The sequence below is a fragment of the Aquimarina besae genome, assembly GCF_042434905.1.
Taxonomy (GTDB): domain Bacteria; phylum Bacteroidota; class Bacteroidia; order Flavobacteriales; family Flavobacteriaceae; genus Aquimarina.
The window spans coordinates 3,621,787-3,638,084 of the sequence record NZ_CP170199.1; the positions used below are offsets into that span (position 1 = coordinate 3,621,787).

Genomic DNA, 16,298 nt, shown 5'->3' on the forward strand with positions numbered 1-16,298 from the left:
AAAACCCTCACGATACACGTACTGATTTGCCATCGAGCTAGCTAGTCGTATATAAAAGGATACAGAATCATAGTAAACAAAAATTATACATAAAACACATAAACAACTGACAATCAATTTAATGTATATAAAACAACAATATTATTGACTTATTCGAGTTATTATGCATTAGCGACCATTTATTATGGCCACCCACAAATCAATACTAACTTAACTAACAACAATGGGCTTTTTTGACTTTTTAACCAATAAAATTGCGGTGGATTTAGGTACCACCAACACGCTAATTGCTCACAAAGGCAAAATAGCGATCGATACACCATCTATCATTGCGGTAAACAGAATAAGTGGAAAAATAATTGCTGTAGGAAAAGAGGCGAATTCGATGCGTGGTAAAATTCACAAAAACATTAAAACATTTTATCCATTAAGAAATGGAGTCATTGCAAATTTTGACCTATCGGAAAAAATGCTTAAAATTCTTATCAAAAAGCTATCTGATCTAAGCAACACGATTTTTATTAAATCATTTAAAATGATAATTGCAATTCCTTGCGGAATTACCAAGGTCGAAATGAGGGCTGTTAAAGATTCTGCAAGACGTCTTAATGCAAAACAAGTATATCTTATTCCTGAGCCAATGGCAGCTGCCATTGGAGCCGGTATTGATGTATTACAGCCAAAAGGTCATATGGTGATCGACATTGGAGGTGGTACTACTGAAATCGCAGTCATTACACTTGGCGGAATTATATCAGGCCAATCTGTAAAAATTGCGGGCAACGTATTTAATGATGACATTATTCAATATATAAGAGAAAAGCATAATTTGCATATCGGCGAGAGCACTGCGGAAGAGATAAAAATTAGAATCGGTTCTGCACTTGATGTATTAGCATCTCCCCCAAAAAAAATCTCGGTACAAGGTAGAGATATGTTAACAGGCAAACCAAAACAAGTCTATATTACTTATAAAGAAATAGCCAGAAGCCTTGATAAGTCTATTACACAGATAGAAAATGCTGTTTTGGAAACATTATCAGATATTCCGCCCGAAATTTCTGCCGACATATATAACACAGGTATCTTCTTAACAGGAGGAGGCTCTATGTTAAGAGGTTTGGACATACGATTTTCGACTGTTACCGAATTGCCCGTATACAAAGGAGATAATCCTCTAGAAGTAGTTGTAAAAGGTAGTGATATCGTTTTGAAAAATCTGGATAAATATATTAATGTATTAATCAAGAATGTTTAGCACGCTAACAGCAGATTAAAATACAAAAAAACAGCCATATAACATATTTATAAAATTAAATATGTATATTTGGACCGTGAAGAAAAAGGAAATACTTGAAATAAAAAAAGCTTTAGCCAATTCCACAAGGTTGGATATATTAAAATGGTTAAAAGATCCCGAATCCAATTTTCCACCACATTCAGAATTGGGACATTTCGACTTTGGTGTTTGTGGACAATTTATTCAAGATAAGTCCGGTTTATCTCAACCCACTATTTCTCATTATTTAGCTACGATGCATAAAGCAGGATTGTTAATTCCAACCAGGCACGGAAAGTGGACCTATTTTAAAAGAAATGAAAAAGTTATCAAGGAATATATTGATGAAATGATAGAAAATTTATAAAATTTTATCTATACATATTTATAAAATTAAATATATAATTATGAAGATTTTAGTAATTGGTTCTACAGGAACTATTGGTAAAGAAATTTATGCATCCCTAAAAAGTAATCACGAAGTATATGGCGCTCATAGAAATAGCGACACCTACCCTATTGATATTACAAATAAAAACTCTATTAAATTATTGTTTGAAAAATTACCAAAGCTGGATGCAGTAATCAATGCGGCTGGTACAGCAAGCTGGAAATCCCTATCTGAACTTACTGAAGATGATTATTATTTGGGCATCAAAAGTAAATTAATGGGACAAGTAAATCTTGTACATATAGCCAAAGATCATCTTAATGATCAAGGGTCAATTACATTAACTACGGGAATACTCGCAGAACATTACGAACCCAACGCAGTAGCTCTTTCTTTGGTCAATGGTGCCATTCATAGCTTTGTAAACGCCGCTTCTAATGAATTACTACGAGGCATACGCCTAAATGTAGTAGCACCGGGAGCGATTAGCAATGACTTTCCTAAAGACAAAAAATTTGCAGGGTATTTTCCTGTACATATTAAAGATGTAGTTGAAATATACAAACAAATTTTACACAATAACAAAACAGGTCAAATTCTTAAATTTTATTAAACCACCAGAACTTATGAAAATACCAATGTATCAAATCGATGCTTTTACACAAAAACTTTTTGGTGGCAATCCAGCAGCAATCTGTCATTTACCTCATTGGTTAGACGACGAAACCTTATTAAATATTGCGATCGAAAACAATCTTGCAGAAACAGGCTATTTTGTACGAAAGGATGATATTTATGAAATCAGATGGTTTATGCCCTATGCAGAAATTGATCTTTGTGGTCACGCGACTTTAGCTTCGGCCTTTGTTATCTTTAACTACATAGACACTTCAATTAACGAAGTGACTTTTACCTGCAAAAGCGGAATTCTAAAAGCAAAAAAAGAGAAAAACGGATCTATAACACTAGATTTTCCTTCAAGACCACCGCATTCAGTTGATATCCCGAAAGAGGTATACGATGCATTTAATGCTAAACCCATAAGTGCATTCGCGGGAAGAGATTTAATAATTACTGTTGCGTCTGAAGAAGAAATACTAAAAGAAGAACCGAAACTAGCATTATTGAAAGGACTTCCCTATTTGTGTACGATTATTACTAGTAAAGGAACTACATCAGATTTTGTATCCAGAGTATTTGATGCCAATCCGGATATACCTCTAGAAGATCCTGTTACAGGTTCTGCTCATGCAGCACTAGTCCCGTTTTGGGCTAAAAAACTAAAAAAAACAGAACTTAAAGCGCGTCAGTTATCTAAAAGAGGTGGTGAGATTGATTGTAGATTAGAAGGTGATAGAGTATTTCTTAGTGGGTATGCAGTTCCTTATTTAATTGGTGAAATTGAAATTTAAAAAATGCGTATCGAAAAAAGCATCAAAAGTTTTACAGAAACATCTGATTAATACGAGAACGGAGTTTTCTGCTATAATCTTCTTGCAACCAATCTCTATAATTTTTGGTGCTTTTACTGATACAATAAGAATACCTTCGAACTCTATATTCAATATCTTGATCAAGTAATTTGCTTAAAATACGTGCATCAAAAACATCCTCACTATTCTCGGCGCACATTTTGGCGTGCTGTTCTATCGATTTTTCCAAAACGCTTTTGCTACGCAAGCCGTATTTTTTAGTATTCGCGTACTCAGTCTCGATATCAAAATCGACATTTGTAGAATTGCTAAATTCCTTTCGAACCTCTTCGGGCATTACATATTTAAAGTTACGCTCTATTTCATCATCACTTACTAAACTGTCATAGTAAAAATCTGGTGATCTAAATATAGATTGCCAATCAATTTCTCCATTCCAAAGCCCAAATCGCGCAATATTATTTCCCATATCTATGATAGAAAATTCTTGTTTGTTCGGCAATATTCTGGATCCCCTACCGATCATCTGAAAGTAGAGTGTCAAAGATTTGGTAGCTCTGTTAAGAATTACAGTTTCGACAGTTGGTTCGTCAAAACCTGTAGTCAATATACTTACGGAAGACAATATTGCATCATCCGTTTTTTTAAACCATTTTAAAATATCCGCTCTTTCTTGTTTACTATTTGTATTATCCAGATGTCTTATGGGATATCCCGCCCTACGAAAAACATCATATACCTGAATAGAAGTATTAATTCCATTATTAAAAATTAATGTTTTTTTTCCTTTAGCTCTTTCCTCATAAGCCTTCAGAAGTTTATCCTGCATCAAAGCATTGGTATAAAGTTCCTCTGATGATTTTACGGTATAATCGCCATTCATTCCGATTTTAAGCGAGCCCAATCCTACATCATAGGTATATGTTACCGGTTTGGCCAGAAACCCATTCTGAATCAAAGATGAAATCGTATCTCCAACAATCAGCTCCCGATAGTTATCTTTCATTGGGAGTTTCATATTAGAACTAAGAGGAGTCGCAGTAACGCCCAAAATGAAACAAGATTTAAAGAAACGAAATAACTTTCTAAAAGAATTATAATGAGCTTCATCTATGATTACCATACCTACATTATCAATCTCTAACTGATCATCATTTAATCTGTTGTTAAGTGTTTCTACCATGGCTACAAAGCACATATACTCATGTTGATCCTCCAGTTTTTTTACATTACTGTTAATAATCTTGTTTTTAACTTTAAACTCAGTAAGCATATTAGAAGTTTGATCACACAGTTCTATACGATGTGTAAGCACCACGACTTTCTTTCTGGTAGTTTCGATGTATCTTCTTACTATCTCAGAGAAAATTACCGTTTTTCCTCCTCCTGTAGGAAGCTGATACAATAAATTATAGTTATTTGGAAACTCCTGCAAACGCCCAAAAATTTTATCTATATCTCTGGCCTGATAGTCATAAAGTACTTTTTGTTCTTTTTTTTCTATTTCCGTGGGATCCACCCGCATTTGCTTCAAATTAAAAATAAGCTACAAAATTAAACACTTTCATAGCTTAAACACAAGAATAAGGAGGATATATTTAGTTTTAATTCGACAGTTCTCCTACATAATGTTAATTATTCATAATATTTCTTACAAATGTATTTGTTGTTTTAATTTTAGTTAAAAATTGATTAGTCCTTTAATGACAAAGATTAATAAAGATCTAATACCTGTTCAAACACTACTTATACCAAAACCAATTTTGTATACAGGAAAAATACTAAGTTGGATTTCACCTTTTTTGGCTTCAAGATTTGGTGCTCGATTGTTCTTAACGCCTTTTAAGTATGAGCGGCCTGAACGAGAAAAAAACATGGCCCTAAATAGTTATAGAGAAAAAATTAAAATTGAAAAGATAAACAGAGAAGTGGTTATTTACAAATACGGTCATTCTAATAAAAAGATTTTACTGGCACACGGATGGTCTGGAAGTGGCACTCAACTTTCTAAGATTGCGGATCAATTACTTGTTAACGGATATAGTACGGTAAGTTTTGATGCTCCTGCACATGGCGAAGCACCAGGAAAACGAAGTAACATGCTACATTTCATAGAAACAATCCATCAACTAAGTGCCACACATGGGCCTTTTAAGGCTGCGATTGGTCATTCGTTAGGTGGCATGTCTTTACTAAGAGCTACGAAAAATGGTCTTGACATTCATAAACTGGTGATTATAGGTACAGCCAATAGTATTACTAAAATAACTCAAAACTTTGTTAAAAATTTACAATTAGGGCAGAAAACAGGTAAATTAATGAAACGGTATTTTGATGAACGCTATCAAGAAGATTTAGATAATTATTCTGGTGCAATCTCTGCAGAAGGCATAAAAATACCAACATTAGTAGTTCACGATAAAAATGACGTTGATGTACATTACAGCGCAGCTGTAGAAATTCATGAAAAACTTAAAAACGGAACACTACTACTTACAGAAAAACTAGGCCATAGAAAGATTTTAGGAGATGAAGAAATAATTAATAAAATCATAAATTTTATTTTACTAAAATGACGTTTACGTTATGTGGACAAGCATTTTACGACTATATAAAAATAACCATTATAAATAATGACAATGAATAAAATTCTTATACTTTTTATCAGTGTTTTGACAATAAGCTGCACTGGTAATGCTCAGAAAGAAGTAAAAAAGGAACAAAAGGAATATCCGGTTTCTAAAACAAACGCAGAATGGAAAGAAATACTAACAAACGATCAGTATTACATTCTTAGACAAGCAGGGACTGAAAGACCTTTTTCTAGTCCATTAAATAAAGTATATGCAGCAGGAACTTTTTACTGTGCCGGTTGTAAAACTCCATTGTACGAAAGTGAGCATAAATTTGATAGCGGTACCGGCTGGCCAAGTTTTGACAGAGCTGTAAAAGGAAATGTTACTGTCGATACAGATTATAAGCTAGGATACGCCAGGACCGAATTACTTTGTGCCACCTGCGGTGGACATTTAGGACATGTTTTTAATGACGGACCAAGAGAAACTACCGGCAAAAGACATTGTATCAATGGCGATGCTTTAATTTTTGAACCAAAAGAGACTAAATAATGAATAAATATCCCTATCAAAAAACAGAAGAAGAGTGGAAAAAAGAACTCTCTGAAGAACAGTACAGAGTATTAAGGCAAAAAGGAACTGAACGTCCCTTCACTGGTAAATATAATATACACGCAGAAGATGGCACCTATAAGTGTATGGCTTGTAATACCCCATTATTCGAAAGTAGCTCTAAATTTGATTCGGGTTGCGGCTGGCCTAGTTTTGATGAATCTATTGAAGGTAGTGTGGAATACATAAGAGATACTTCTCACGGAATGATTAGAACAGAAATATTATGTGCTAATTGTGGTAGTCATTTAGGACATGTTTTTAATGATGGCCCAACAGAAACGGGACAGCGCTACTGCGTAAATTCGGTGAGTATAGATTTTGACAAATCATAAAAAACGCGAATTAAAAACTTTGGAACACTTATTGATTACTAATTCCTATATCAAAACAACAAATAAGTACATATTATGAAAAAGATTTTCACACTATTATTTTTATCAGCATTTTTATTTACTGCCTGTGAGGGCGACCAAGGATTACCTGGACCTCCTGGACCTCCTGGGCTAGATGGAGAAATTGGTACGACCTACGAGTTTACGACTAGTTTTAATCAAGCTAATGATTATGCAGATCGTTTTTTCTTCAATCAAAATATTTTCGATTCTGATGTGGTATTAGTCTATAGATTAGAAGCCGTTGATAATGGATTAGATGTTTGGGAACCTTTACCTACAGGATCTGTTTTCTTTTTTAATGATACTACGGGTGCTATAGAAGGATTTCTTTATTATAGATTTAATTTTACAGTTGGAGATGTTGACATTATCTTAGAAAGTGACGCACCTAATCTAGCAGGTCCAGAATTTACAGACAATCAAACTTTTAGAATTGTAGTGGTTCCGGCAGAATTTGCAGAAAATACTGATATAAACTTATTGGATTTTAATGAAGTACAATCCGCATTAAATTTAGAATTCTAATCTATCAAATAATTAAAAATCCTTCTTTATAATTCAAAAAAAACAAGGAAAATTTAAAAAAATTAACACTATCCTTACGGTAGTGTTTTTTCATGGTATTTATTCGTCAATTATTCTGAAAATGGAATCTATAAATCCTTTTTAGGTTAACCGAATAATGCGTAAATTCGTGTCTTCAAAAAATTCACATTTATGAGCGCATATGATATTATCGTATTAGGAAGTGGACCGGGTGGTTACGTTACTGCTATCAGAGCTTCTCAATTGGGGTTTAAAACTGCTATTATTGAAAAGGAAAGCCTAGGAGGTGTCTGTCTAAATTGGGGGTGTATACCTACAAAAGCATTGCTAAAAAGTGCCCAGGTATTTGATTATCTGAAACACGCATCAGACTACGGCTTAACGATTGAAAAATTCGACAAAGATTTTAATGCAGTTGTAAAACGAAGTCGTGGCGTTGCAGAAGGAATGAGCAAAGGTGTTCAGTTCCTAATGAAAAAAAATAAAATTGATGTAATTGAAGGTTTTGGTAAATTAAAAGCCAACAATAAAGTAACTGTTACCGATAAAGATGGTAATGCTTCTGATTATGAAGCTAAAAATATCATAGTAGCTACTGGAGCAAGATCGAGAGAATTACCAAGCTTGCCGCAAGATGGTAAAAAAGTAATTGGATATAGAGAAGCGATGACTCTAGAATCGCAACCTAAGAAAATGATTGTAGTGGGATCCGGGGCAATTGGTGTAGAGTTTGCTCATTTTTACAATGCAATGGGAACTGAAGTTACCATTGTAGAATTCTTGCCTAATCTGGTGCCGTTAGAAGATGAAGAAGTATCAAAACAATTTGAAAGAAGTTTCAAAAAAGCCGGCATTAAAGTAATGACCAATTCTTCAGTAGAAAGTGTTGATATCAGCGGTGATGGCGTAAAAGCTACGGTAAAAACTAAAAAGGGAGAAGAAATCCTTGAAGCAGACATCGTTTTATCAGCTGTAGGCATTAAAACAAATATCGAAAATATCGGATTAGAAGAATTAGGTATTGCTACAGATAGAGATAAAATTGTTGTAAATGACTGGTATCAAACTAATATTCCCGGGATTTATGCAATAGGCGATGTGGTACACGGACCTGCTTTAGCACACGTTGCTTCTGCAGAAGGGATTACTTGTGTAGAAAAAATTGCAGGAATGCATGTAGAAGCTATTGACTATGGTAATATTCCTGGATGTACGTATGCTTCTCCTGAAATCGCTAGTGTTGGTATGACAGAAAAGCAAGCAAAAGAAGCCGGTTACGAAATCAAAGTTGGTAAATTTCCATTCTCTGCTTCTGGTAAAGCTAGTGCTGCAGGAACCAAAGATGGTTTCGTAAAAGTGATTTTTGACGCTAAATACGGAGAATGGCTAGGATGCCATATGATAGGAGCTGGTGTAACGGATATGATAGCAGAAGCAGTTTTAGGTAGAAAACTTGAGACCACAGGACATGAAGTTTTAAAAGCAATACATCCACACCCAACCATGAGCGAGGCCGTTATGGAAGCTGTTGCGGATGCTTATGATGAAGTGATACATTTATAATCCTAGGGGTCAATCGATTCCTAATGCTGAAAAGTATATAAAAATAGACCTGAAGAAAATCAGGTCTATTTTTTTTATCTTGAAATATAGTATTTTTAACAAACAAAAGGGGCATTAAAATTTATAACCTATTGATAATTGAAATACGCTATTCCTTTGTGCGTTATCTTCAATAGTATTTTCAAACTTATTGATTTTGGTAAGACTTAACCCATAAGAAACTCCTAAGAATATATCGCTTTTAAAGTAATATTCTGCACCAATCTTCACACTAAAATCTAAATCTTTATAACCATCTTTTATATCGTTTTGTGTTTCTGATTCTCCTTGTGTCTGTGTTGGAAAATTATTCTTTTCTTTCGCAGTAAGTAAATATGCAATTTGAGGACCTAAATTAAAATTAAATCGCTCTGAAACATAATACTTTGCTAATAAAGGAACTGTGATATAATTTAGATTGAAATCATAATTAATATCAAGCAAGACTGGTTCTTCATTGGCTCCATCTCTTAATTCTATAGTTTGCACAAACCTGGATCCTTGTTGTGAATACAATAATTCGGGCTGTAAAGAAAACACCTCAGATAAAGGTATTTCTATAACCCCCCCTGCATGAAAGCTAATTCTTGGATTATTTTTATCAAATATTTCTCTTCCGGTAATTGTAGATAAATTTGCTCCTCCTTTTATTCCATATCGAACTTTAGTATCCTGAGCCTGAGTTAAAATCGAAATAAAAAGAAACAAAATTGACGTATAAAAAATTTTCATTTATTAATAAATATAATGTTAAGTTATATATTAGTGTCCAAAACGTAAAAATTGTTACTCTTCTCTATAAATTTTATTTAGGGACCAAATCACAATACCAAAATGAAGAATCCCAATTTTTTTCTTCCGTATCGGTAAAACAATTATCAGTGTTGTTCTTTGATAACGTATAACTTCGTAATACCTTCTCTCCTATTGTAAAATTAATTGGTTTGGCAAAGATCGGACCATCAAAAACAAAGGTGTGAAATTCTCCATTTTCTCCGCATGGATCCACATTGTTTGGTAAGTCTTTTAGAAAGCTATGATCTATAAGTCTACCACAAAAGGATTTATCAAGATATTTGGCATTTACGCAAACGGTTATAGCCTTAAAACCTTCATTGATAAAATCTACTAATAATTCTTTTGTATCTTTTTTCCATAACGGAAATACAGCTTTGATTCCTATTTTTCTGAGTTGTTCTTCTCGATAACTTCGCAAATCTTGTAGAAAAATGTCACCAAAAATACTGTGGGTAAAGCCTTCTGCTTTAAGTTGAGATACCGCCTCTAGCATCTTCTCCTCATATAATTCCATCGATACGTCCTTAGGAAGATATACTTTTTGAAACGGTAAATCTAAGCTATGTATTTGCTTATCCAATAATTCCTCTCTTAAACCGTGCATCGTGACACGATTATAGTCAGCATTAACGGTAGTGAATAATTTAGTAACCTTAAATTCTTTCCGTTTAGAAATTAAGTAAAGTGCAATAGCAGAATCCTTACCACTGCTCCAGTTAAAATAAGCTTTATTCATCTACCCTAAAGATAACTCTGAATTGCCAATACATAACTTTGCAAACCAAAACCGAGAATAATACCTTTTGCATTAGGAGAAATAAAAGATTGATGCCTAAATTCTTCTCTGCTAAACGTATTGGATATATGAACTTCTACTACCGGAACCGAAACTGCTTTAATCGCATCACCGATTCCGATAGAAGTATGTGTATAAGCTCCTGCATTTAGAATAACACCATCGTACACACCATCTGCTTCCTGAATCTTAGTAATTAGCTCTCCTTCAATATTAGATTGAAAATAGCCTAATTCAACATCTCTGAACTTCATCTGTAATTCTGAAAAAAAATCTTCAAAAGATTGTTTTCCATACACTCCTGGTTCTCTTTTACCTAAAAGATTTAAATTAGGTCCATTTATGATTAAAAGCTTCATATTATTGCTCGCGTATGATTCTTCGATTATTTTTAGTCTTGAATAAATATCCAACAGATAGTTGTGCTACAGAGTTTCTATTATTGGGGTTTGCCACTGTATTGTTATTAAGTATAGTAAATCCCAAATTATAACGTAATTGAAAAAAAAGTCCACTCTCTAATTTATAGGTAGCCCCAAATACCCCACTGACATCAAGGTTATTGAATGAATCAAAGAAAGGATCATTGTCTTCTAAATCATCATTTCTTACATTGCTTAAAATAGACACTTGAATACCTGTATCTAAACTCAATGATTCATGTAGCTGAAATTTGGCTACAATGGGAAGAGATATGAAATTTAAACTTACTTTTTGTTCCCTATTATTTACATCCACCTTATATCCTTGTGCTGAATATAAAAGTTCTCCCTGAAGAAAAAATTTACTGGTAATTGGGTATTCTACAACAGCTCCTAAATGAATTCTAAATCTACCACTAGCATTATCAATATCCCCAAAAACACTGGAATAGCTAAGCCCTCCTTTAAATCCAGCCCTTGCATATAATGGATCTGCATCATCTATTTTCTGTGCATTGACAGAAATAAAACCAAAAATGATAAGTATCTGCAAAAAAATGGTTCTCCTCATATCTGTATATATAGATTAATACCAAAAGTAGTTTTATTTTTTTATTTGAATGCACTTGTTAAGAAAAAACCCAAACATAATATAGCGAAGTTATCATTCTCTTGGTATTGAAAAATATCGCATTTCTAATCAGACAAAAGCTTAAAATATTGTTAAAGTAACTCTTATCACTATGAAACAAAAATCACTTTTTGCTTAATCAAATATTGATAATCAATAGTATACGGTAGACCTCCCTTTAAACGGGGAATAAACTGGTAAAAAACTACCTGAAAACCGTGAAACCTATCTATCAAATTTTGCTTAGATTTGCCTCAACTTTAAACAAACAATTATTATGAAAAAATTAATTTTAACTGCAATTGCAGTATTTACGTTGACATTTGTTAATGCCCAAGATGGAGGGTTCGCCAAGGGAGACATTTTTGTATCTGGATCTTTCGGGTACGACTCTGAATCAACCGGAGACAACAAGAATAATACCTTTAGTATTACACCTAGAGTCGGTTTTTTTGTTACCGAAAATATTACCGTAGGAGCCAGACTTGGTTATACAACTCAAAAAATTGAAGTTGGCGGTGGAGAAACCAAAATTAATGCACTGAATGCCGGTGCTTTTGGTAGATACTACTTCACACCTTCTAACAAGTTTTCTATTTTCGGTGAACTTGGATTAGATTACGTATCTGCTAAAACAGAAATAGCGTCAACCGATTCTACTACTGACGGATTTGGTATAAATGTTGGACCAGGTGTAAGCTATTTTATCAGCGATCATTTTGCTCTTGAAGCATTTTGGGGAGCATTAGGATATGCTACAGCTAAAGCCGATGGTGCCGCAGATTCAACTGATCTTTTCACAATAGGCCTAGATCTTGATGATATTAACTTAGGATTGGTATATAAATTCTAACAAACTTATTAGGTAAAAAACCCATCATAATCGTTTTTATGATGGGTTTTTACTTACAGCTAAAATGTTCCTCGCTTTAAAACTTATGGCACAGAAAGAACTAAAAAACAGAACTACAAATGATTAAGTATATCTACCATAAAAGTAATTAGACTTACCCAGTAAAACTGCTTTAGTAATATAGCAATATCCAACTAATATTCTAATTCAAATCTGTTTTTTTCTTTAGTTTAAATCAATAGTTGTCTGCAATGAACTGTGAACATTATTTTTATTAAAAACAGTCGAAAAAGGATGAGAAGGTAAATTAATTGACCTTTCATAAGGTTGACCATTAATGTCGGGATTATTACTAAACAAATATGTACTACCATTATACCAAGGATCATTATAGAGGACTATTAATCCATAATTTCTGATTTTCAATGAAGAAATCCTATTATCCATGTTCACGACTTGACCAATAGCAGTGCCATCTTGGTTATATTGGGTACGCATATTATTTAATCTAGGAAATTGATAAGTTACTCTATTGCCAATCCCATAACTCATTCGGATTGTCACCTGCTGACCAGTATTATTATTACCGTCATAAACATTAACCTCACCAAAAATCTGAGAAGATTTATTATTGAAATTTTGTTTATTAGAATCGAACTCCATAGCTTTCAAATAATAAGCTTTAGCCTCATCATAACCATAAAATATTCGAATCATTCCGTCATCAAAATCTGCAATGACCAAATCCTTATTTTCATCTAAGAAGGCTTGAAGCTCCTCGAAGTCTTTATTTTTAGAGAATTCCTTATTTAAATTTTCGATTGACAAAACATTCCCATCAGGTAAAATAATATTGATTTTTTCAAAAGAAAAGGTATCAGATTCATCCTCATTATTAATTGACTCTTTGGAACAGGAAACCGCAACCAATGTGATAAATAAAAAATAAAAAACGTTTTTCATGAATATATAGATTTAGTTAATATCTTAAAATTATAATTTCCAGAGTTTAAATTTGTTAAAAATTAGTTATTTTTTCCCCACTTCCCCCAAGGTTATACTTTGCTAAATATGTTGTTTCAATAAGTTATTCAACAAAGTTATTTCGAATATGCAAGTTCTAAAACAGTACAAGGACCAAATGAATTAAAAGCTAATGGTTTCGGACTTAATGTTGGACCAGGTGTAAGCTATTTTATTAGCGATCATTTTGCTCTTGAAGCATTTTGGGGAGCTATAGGATACGCTACCGCAAAACCAGATATAAATGGTGCAGATTCAACTGATGCATTTACTTTTGGAGTTAATCTTGATGACATCAATTTAGGATTGGTATATAAATTCTAACAACCTTCTTTGATAAGAAAAAAAACAGAACCCATCATAATTGTTTTTATGATGGGTTTTTACTTACATATATTATTCCTCTCTTTTCTAACTTATATCTTACAAAAAAACTAAAAAAACAGAATACCAAAGGTTTAAATCTCTTATCATTTCATTATCTTCGGTAAAAGTAATTAGACTTAGCCAATAAAACTGCTTTGGTAATACAGCAATATCCAATTAATATTCTGATTCAAATTTGTTTTTCTTTTTAGACATCCATCCTTATCTTTTCATTAATCCGTAAAAAAACACTTCTAACACCTTATGTGTATTGTTTTCCTTTTTATTAAAAACTAAAGATTGATTTCAAAAAAAGCAGTTTCTTATACTTAGTAGATATTACAAACTACGTGGACAGCTCAATTCTAGTACTTAGGGAAACAACATAAATCTTTGTAAATGTAATTAACGAAAAAGATAAAGTCCATAATGATATTCCTTTTTGTTTGCAAGATATTTAGATTATTTGCTTTCCCTATACATTAATTTAATAAATTGAAAGGACTACAAAATACTAAAGAAAGAATAGCATGTATCAAAATCTTGGATATAAGTGTCAATAACTTCCACCTGGGATCTTCTAATGAGCCATTATACACTTATTAACTCTTCTAGTAATAAAAAAGACCGCCTAAAGCTTAGGCGGTCTATAGTTTGTATTGAAATCCAGAGAATTAGTTACCTCCTTTTTCCATTTTAGCTTTAAGATCTGCTAATGCATCAATATCACCAAGTGTGGTTTTTTCTGATGAACTTGCAGCGGCTTTTTTAGCAGCTTGCTTCACGATCTTAGCTTCTTCTTCTTTAAATAAAGCAGTATGAGAAGCTACAACTCTTTTGAATTCTTTGTTGAACTCAATGATTTGGAATTCTGCTTCATCTCCTTTTGCAAGCTTCTTACCGTCTTCTTTTTCTAGATGACGAGATGGTACAAAAGCAACAATATCCTCATTAAACTCGATAGTAGCACCTTTGTCTACAATCTCTGCTATCGTATTGGTGTGCTTAGTTCCAACAGCAAACTCTGTTTCATACTTATCCCAAGGATTATCCTCAGTTTGTTTGTGTCCAAGACTTAATTTACGTCCTTCTACATCCAATTCAAGAACTACAACCTCAAGCTTGTCACCAACATTTGTAAAGTCAGATGGGTGCTTGATTTTCTTAGTCCAAGAAAGATCAGAGATATAAATTAGTCCGTCGATACCTTCTTCTAACTCAACAAATACTCCAAAGTTAGTAAAGTTACGAACGATACCGGTGTGTCTAGAACCGACTGGGTATTTTGTAGTAATATCAGTCCAAGGATCTGGAGTTAATTGTTTAACACCAAGAGACATTTTACGTTCTTCTCTATCTAAAGTAAGGATAACAGCTTCTACCTCGTCTCCTACTTTTACGAAATCTTGCGCAGAACGTAAATGTGTTGACCAAGACATTTCTGAAACGTGAATCAAACCTTCTACTCCTTCTTCTACTTCGATAAACGCACCATAATCAGCGATTACAACTACTTTACCTTTTACTTTATCTCCTACCTTTAAGTCATTGTCAAGAGCTTCCCAAGGATGTGCTTTTAACTGCTTAAGACCTAACTGAATACGTGTCTTAGCCTCGTCAAAGTCTAAGATTACTACGTTTAATTTCTGATCAAGCTCAACAATCTCATTTGGATGATTGATTCTAGACCAAGAAAGATCAGTAATGTGGATAAGTCCATCAACTCCTCCAAGATCAACAAATACACCGTAAGAAGTAACATTCTTAACAGTACCTTCTAATACCTGACCTTTTTCTAATTGACCAATAATTTCTTTCTTCTGCTCTTCGATATCAGCTTCGATAAGTGCTTTGTGAGATACAACAACGTTTTTGAACTCGTGGTTGATCTTAACCACCTTAAATTCCATTGTTTTACCAACATATGCATCATAATCACGAATTGGCTTCACATCGATCTGAGAACCCGGTAAGAACGCTTCGATACCGAATACGTCTACAATCATACCACCTTTCGTTCTACACTTCACAAAACCGTTTACGATTTCGCCAGTATCGTGAGCATTATTTACTCTATCCCAAGCCTTGATCACACGAGCTTTACGGTGAGATAAGATTAACTGACCTGTAGCGTCTTCACGCACATCAATTAATACCTCTACCTTATCACCTACTTTAAGATCCGGGTTGTAACGAAATTCATTTAATGAAATAACACCTTCACTCTTTGCATTAATGTCAATGATAGCATCACGATCTGTAATATTGATAACAGTTCCTTCTACTACTTCATCATTTAAGGTGTCAACAAAGTTTTCTGCAACTAGCTTTTCAAACTCTTCAAGCTTTGAATCTGCGATTGGGTCGATACCTTCCTCGTAGTTGTGCCAGTTAAAATCTTTTAAAAATTGCTCAGGATTTTCTTGTTGAGGAGATACAGCTGGAGCTGCCTTTGGAGCCTCTACTTCCTGAACGTCTGTGTTTTTTGTTTCTTCAGACATTGAAGATAAAATTTGTATCCTGTACTTATTTGAGAATCAATGCGAAAATGTATACAGAAGCGTTAAATTAA

At 33.5% G+C, this 16,298-nt stretch carries 17 protein-coding genes; 10 read left to right on the forward strand and 7 right to left on the reverse strand.

Annotated elements, in window-relative coordinates; genetic code table 11:
- The first annotated feature begins 223 nt into the window (after positions 1-223).
- From ACE94K_RS16030 to ACE94K_RS16045, 4 genes are all read left to right on the forward strand, one after another.
- Positions 224-1,258 (forward strand): rod shape-determining protein, encoded by a 1,035-nt coding sequence (locus ACE94K_RS16030; RefSeq protein WP_378174493.1) that lies wholly within the window; start codon positions 224-226, stop codon positions 1,256-1,258.
- 61 nt (positions 1,259-1,319) lie between these two features.
- Positions 1,320-1,646, forward strand: coding sequence for an ArsR/SmtB family transcription factor (locus ACE94K_RS16035; protein WP_378174496.1), 327 nt, complete (start codon positions 1,320-1,322; stop codon positions 1,644-1,646).
- Positions 1,647-1,686: 40 nt separating this feature from the next.
- Positions 1,687-2,283, forward strand: coding sequence for a short chain dehydrogenase (locus ACE94K_RS16040; protein WP_378174499.1), 597 nt, complete (start codon positions 1,687-1,689; stop codon positions 2,281-2,283).
- Positions 2,284-2,296: 13 nt separating this feature from the next.
- Positions 2,297-3,082: a PhzF family phenazine biosynthesis protein gene (locus ACE94K_RS16045; protein WP_378174502.1), complete on the forward strand. Its 786-nt coding sequence runs from the start codon at positions 2,297-2,299 to the stop codon at positions 3,080-3,082.
- A gap of 31 nt (positions 3,083-3,113) precedes the next feature.
- Here ACE94K_RS16045 and ACE94K_RS16050 read toward each other — a convergent pair whose 3' ends face one another.
- Positions 3,114-4,628 (reverse strand): DEAD/DEAH box helicase, encoded by a 1,515-nt coding sequence (locus ACE94K_RS16050; RefSeq protein ID WP_378174505.1) that lies wholly within the window; start codon positions 4,626-4,628, stop codon positions 3,114-3,116.
- Between the two features lie 178 nt (positions 4,629-4,806).
- On the opposite strand from ACE94K_RS16050, the gene ACE94K_RS16055 reads away from it, so the two are divergent.
- From ACE94K_RS16055 to lpdA, 5 genes are all read left to right on the forward strand, one after another.
- On the forward strand, positions 4,807-5,679 hold the full coding sequence (locus ACE94K_RS16055; protein ID WP_378174508.1) for an alpha/beta hydrolase: 873 nt from the start codon (positions 4,807-4,809) through the stop codon (positions 5,677-5,679).
- 63 nt (positions 5,680-5,742) lie between these two features.
- Positions 5,743-6,231: a peptide-methionine (R)-S-oxide reductase MsrB gene (gene msrB, locus ACE94K_RS16060; protein WP_378174511.1), complete on the forward strand. Its 489-nt coding sequence runs from the start codon at positions 5,743-5,745 to the stop codon at positions 6,229-6,231.
- Positions 6,231-6,626 carry a peptide-methionine (R)-S-oxide reductase MsrB gene (gene msrB / locus ACE94K_RS16065; RefSeq protein ID WP_378174514.1) on the forward strand — a complete coding sequence of 132 codons (396 nt, stop codon included), beginning with the start codon at positions 6,231-6,233 and terminating at the stop codon, positions 6,624-6,626. The genes msrB (ACE94K_RS16060) and msrB (ACE94K_RS16065) overlap by 1 nt, the downstream gene beginning before the upstream one ends.
- 75 nt (positions 6,627-6,701) lie before the next feature.
- A complete protein-coding gene (locus ACE94K_RS16070) occupies positions 6,702-7,214 on the forward strand; it encodes a collagen-like protein (protein ID WP_378174517.1) in 513 nt (170 codons plus the stop codon).
- 192 nt (positions 7,215-7,406) lie between these two features.
- Positions 7,407-8,798: a dihydrolipoyl dehydrogenase gene (gene lpdA / locus ACE94K_RS16075; protein ID WP_378174520.1), complete on the forward strand. Its 1,392-nt coding sequence runs from the start codon at positions 7,407-7,409 to the stop codon at positions 8,796-8,798.
- Positions 8,799-8,912: 114 nt separating this feature from the next.
- On the opposite strand, the gene ACE94K_RS16080 is transcribed toward lpdA, so the two are convergent.
- From ACE94K_RS16080 to ACE94K_RS16095, 4 genes are all read right to left on the reverse strand, one after another.
- Positions 8,913-9,569: a porin family protein gene (locus ACE94K_RS16080; RefSeq protein WP_378174522.1), complete on the reverse strand. Its 657-nt coding sequence runs from the start codon at positions 9,567-9,569 to the stop codon at positions 8,913-8,915.
- A gap of 73 nt (positions 9,570-9,642) precedes the next feature.
- A complete protein-coding gene (locus tag ACE94K_RS16085; RefSeq protein WP_378174525.1) occupies positions 9,643-10,371 on the reverse strand; it encodes a diphthine--ammonia ligase in 729 nt (242 codons plus the stop codon).
- A 5-nt stretch (positions 10,372-10,376) separates the two neighbouring features.
- Positions 10,377-10,790, reverse strand: coding sequence for a type II 3-dehydroquinate dehydratase (aroQ, locus tag ACE94K_RS16090; protein ID WP_378174528.1), 414 nt, complete (start codon positions 10,788-10,790; stop codon positions 10,377-10,379).
- Position 10,791: 1 nt separating this feature from the next.
- The gene (locus tag ACE94K_RS16095; RefSeq protein ID WP_378174531.1) at positions 10,792-11,424 is read right to left on the reverse strand and encodes a porin family protein; all 633 of its coding nucleotides are present in this window, start codon (positions 11,422-11,424) and stop codon (positions 10,792-10,794) included.
- Between the two features lie 337 nt (positions 11,425-11,761).
- Between ACE94K_RS16095 and ACE94K_RS16100 the strand changes: the two genes are divergently transcribed.
- Positions 11,762-12,337, forward strand: coding sequence for a porin family protein (locus ACE94K_RS16100; RefSeq protein ID WP_378174534.1), 576 nt, complete (start codon positions 11,762-11,764; stop codon positions 12,335-12,337).
- A gap of 225 nt (positions 12,338-12,562) precedes the next feature.
- On the opposite strand, the gene ACE94K_RS16105 is transcribed toward ACE94K_RS16100, so the two are convergent.
- Positions 12,563-13,300 (reverse strand): hypothetical protein, encoded by a 738-nt coding sequence (locus ACE94K_RS16105; RefSeq protein WP_378174537.1) that lies wholly within the window; start codon positions 13,298-13,300, stop codon positions 12,563-12,565.
- 1,100 nt (positions 13,301-14,400) lie between these two features.
- Positions 14,401-16,227, reverse strand: coding sequence for a 30S ribosomal protein S1 (gene rpsA, locus ACE94K_RS16110; protein ID WP_378174540.1), 1,827 nt, complete (start codon positions 16,225-16,227; stop codon positions 14,401-14,403).
- Positions 16,228-16,298: the final 71 nt, after the last annotated feature.

Bases quoted from the DNA above. Each gene is read 5' to 3' on its own strand.
- ACE94K_RS16085 (WP_378174525.1), bottom strand. From the start codon at position 10,371: ATGAATAAAGCTTATTTTAACTGGAGCAGTGGTAAGGATTCTGCTATT.
- ACE94K_RS16040 (WP_378174499.1), top strand. From the start codon at position 1,687: ATGAAGATTTTAGTAATTGGTTCTACAGGAACTATTGGTAAAGAAATT.
- ACE94K_RS16080 (WP_378174522.1), bottom strand. From the start codon at position 9,569: ATGAAAATTTTTTATACGTCAATTTTGTTTCTTTTTATTTCGATTTTA.
- lpdA (WP_378174520.1), top strand. From the start codon at position 7,407: ATGAGCGCATATGATATTATCGTATTAGGAAGTGGACCGGGTGGTTAC.
- aroQ (WP_378174528.1), bottom strand. From the start codon at position 10,790: ATGAAGCTTTTAATCATAAATGGACCTAATTTAAATCTTTTAGGTAAA.
- msrB (WP_378174511.1), top strand. From the start codon at position 5,743: ATGAATAAAATTCTTATACTTTTTATCAGTGTTTTGACAATAAGCTGC.
- ACE94K_RS16100 (WP_378174534.1), top strand. From the start codon at position 11,762: ATGAAAAAATTAATTTTAACTGCAATTGCAGTATTTACGTTGACATTT.
- ACE94K_RS16050 (WP_378174505.1), bottom strand. From the start codon at position 4,628: ATGCGGGTGGATCCCACGGAAATAGAAAAAAAAGAACAAAAAGTACTT.
- ACE94K_RS16030 (WP_378174493.1), top strand. From the start codon at position 224: ATGGGCTTTTTTGACTTTTTAACCAATAAAATTGCGGTGGATTTAGGT.
- msrB (WP_378174514.1), top strand. From the start codon at position 6,231: ATGAATAAATATCCCTATCAAAAAACAGAAGAAGAGTGGAAAAAAGAA.
- ACE94K_RS16055 (WP_378174508.1), top strand. From the start codon at position 4,807: ATGACAAAGATTAATAAAGATCTAATACCTGTTCAAACACTACTTATA.
- ACE94K_RS16045 (WP_378174502.1), top strand. From the start codon at position 2,297: ATGAAAATACCAATGTATCAAATCGATGCTTTTACACAAAAACTTTTT.
- ACE94K_RS16095 (WP_378174531.1), bottom strand. From the start codon at position 11,424: ATGAGGAGAACCATTTTTTTGCAGATACTTATCATTTTTGGTTTTATT.
- ACE94K_RS16035 (WP_378174496.1), top strand. From the start codon at position 1,320: ATGTATATTTGGACCGTGAAGAAAAAGGAAATACTTGAAATAAAAAAA.
- rpsA (WP_378174540.1), bottom strand. From the start codon at position 16,227: ATGTCTGAAGAAACAAAAAACACAGACGTTCAGGAAGTAGAGGCTCCA.
- ACE94K_RS16105 (WP_378174537.1), bottom strand. From the start codon at position 13,300: ATGAAAAACGTTTTTTATTTTTTATTTATCACATTGGTTGCGGTTTCC.
- ACE94K_RS16070 (WP_378174517.1), top strand. From the start codon at position 6,702: ATGAAAAAGATTTTCACACTATTATTTTTATCAGCATTTTTATTTACT.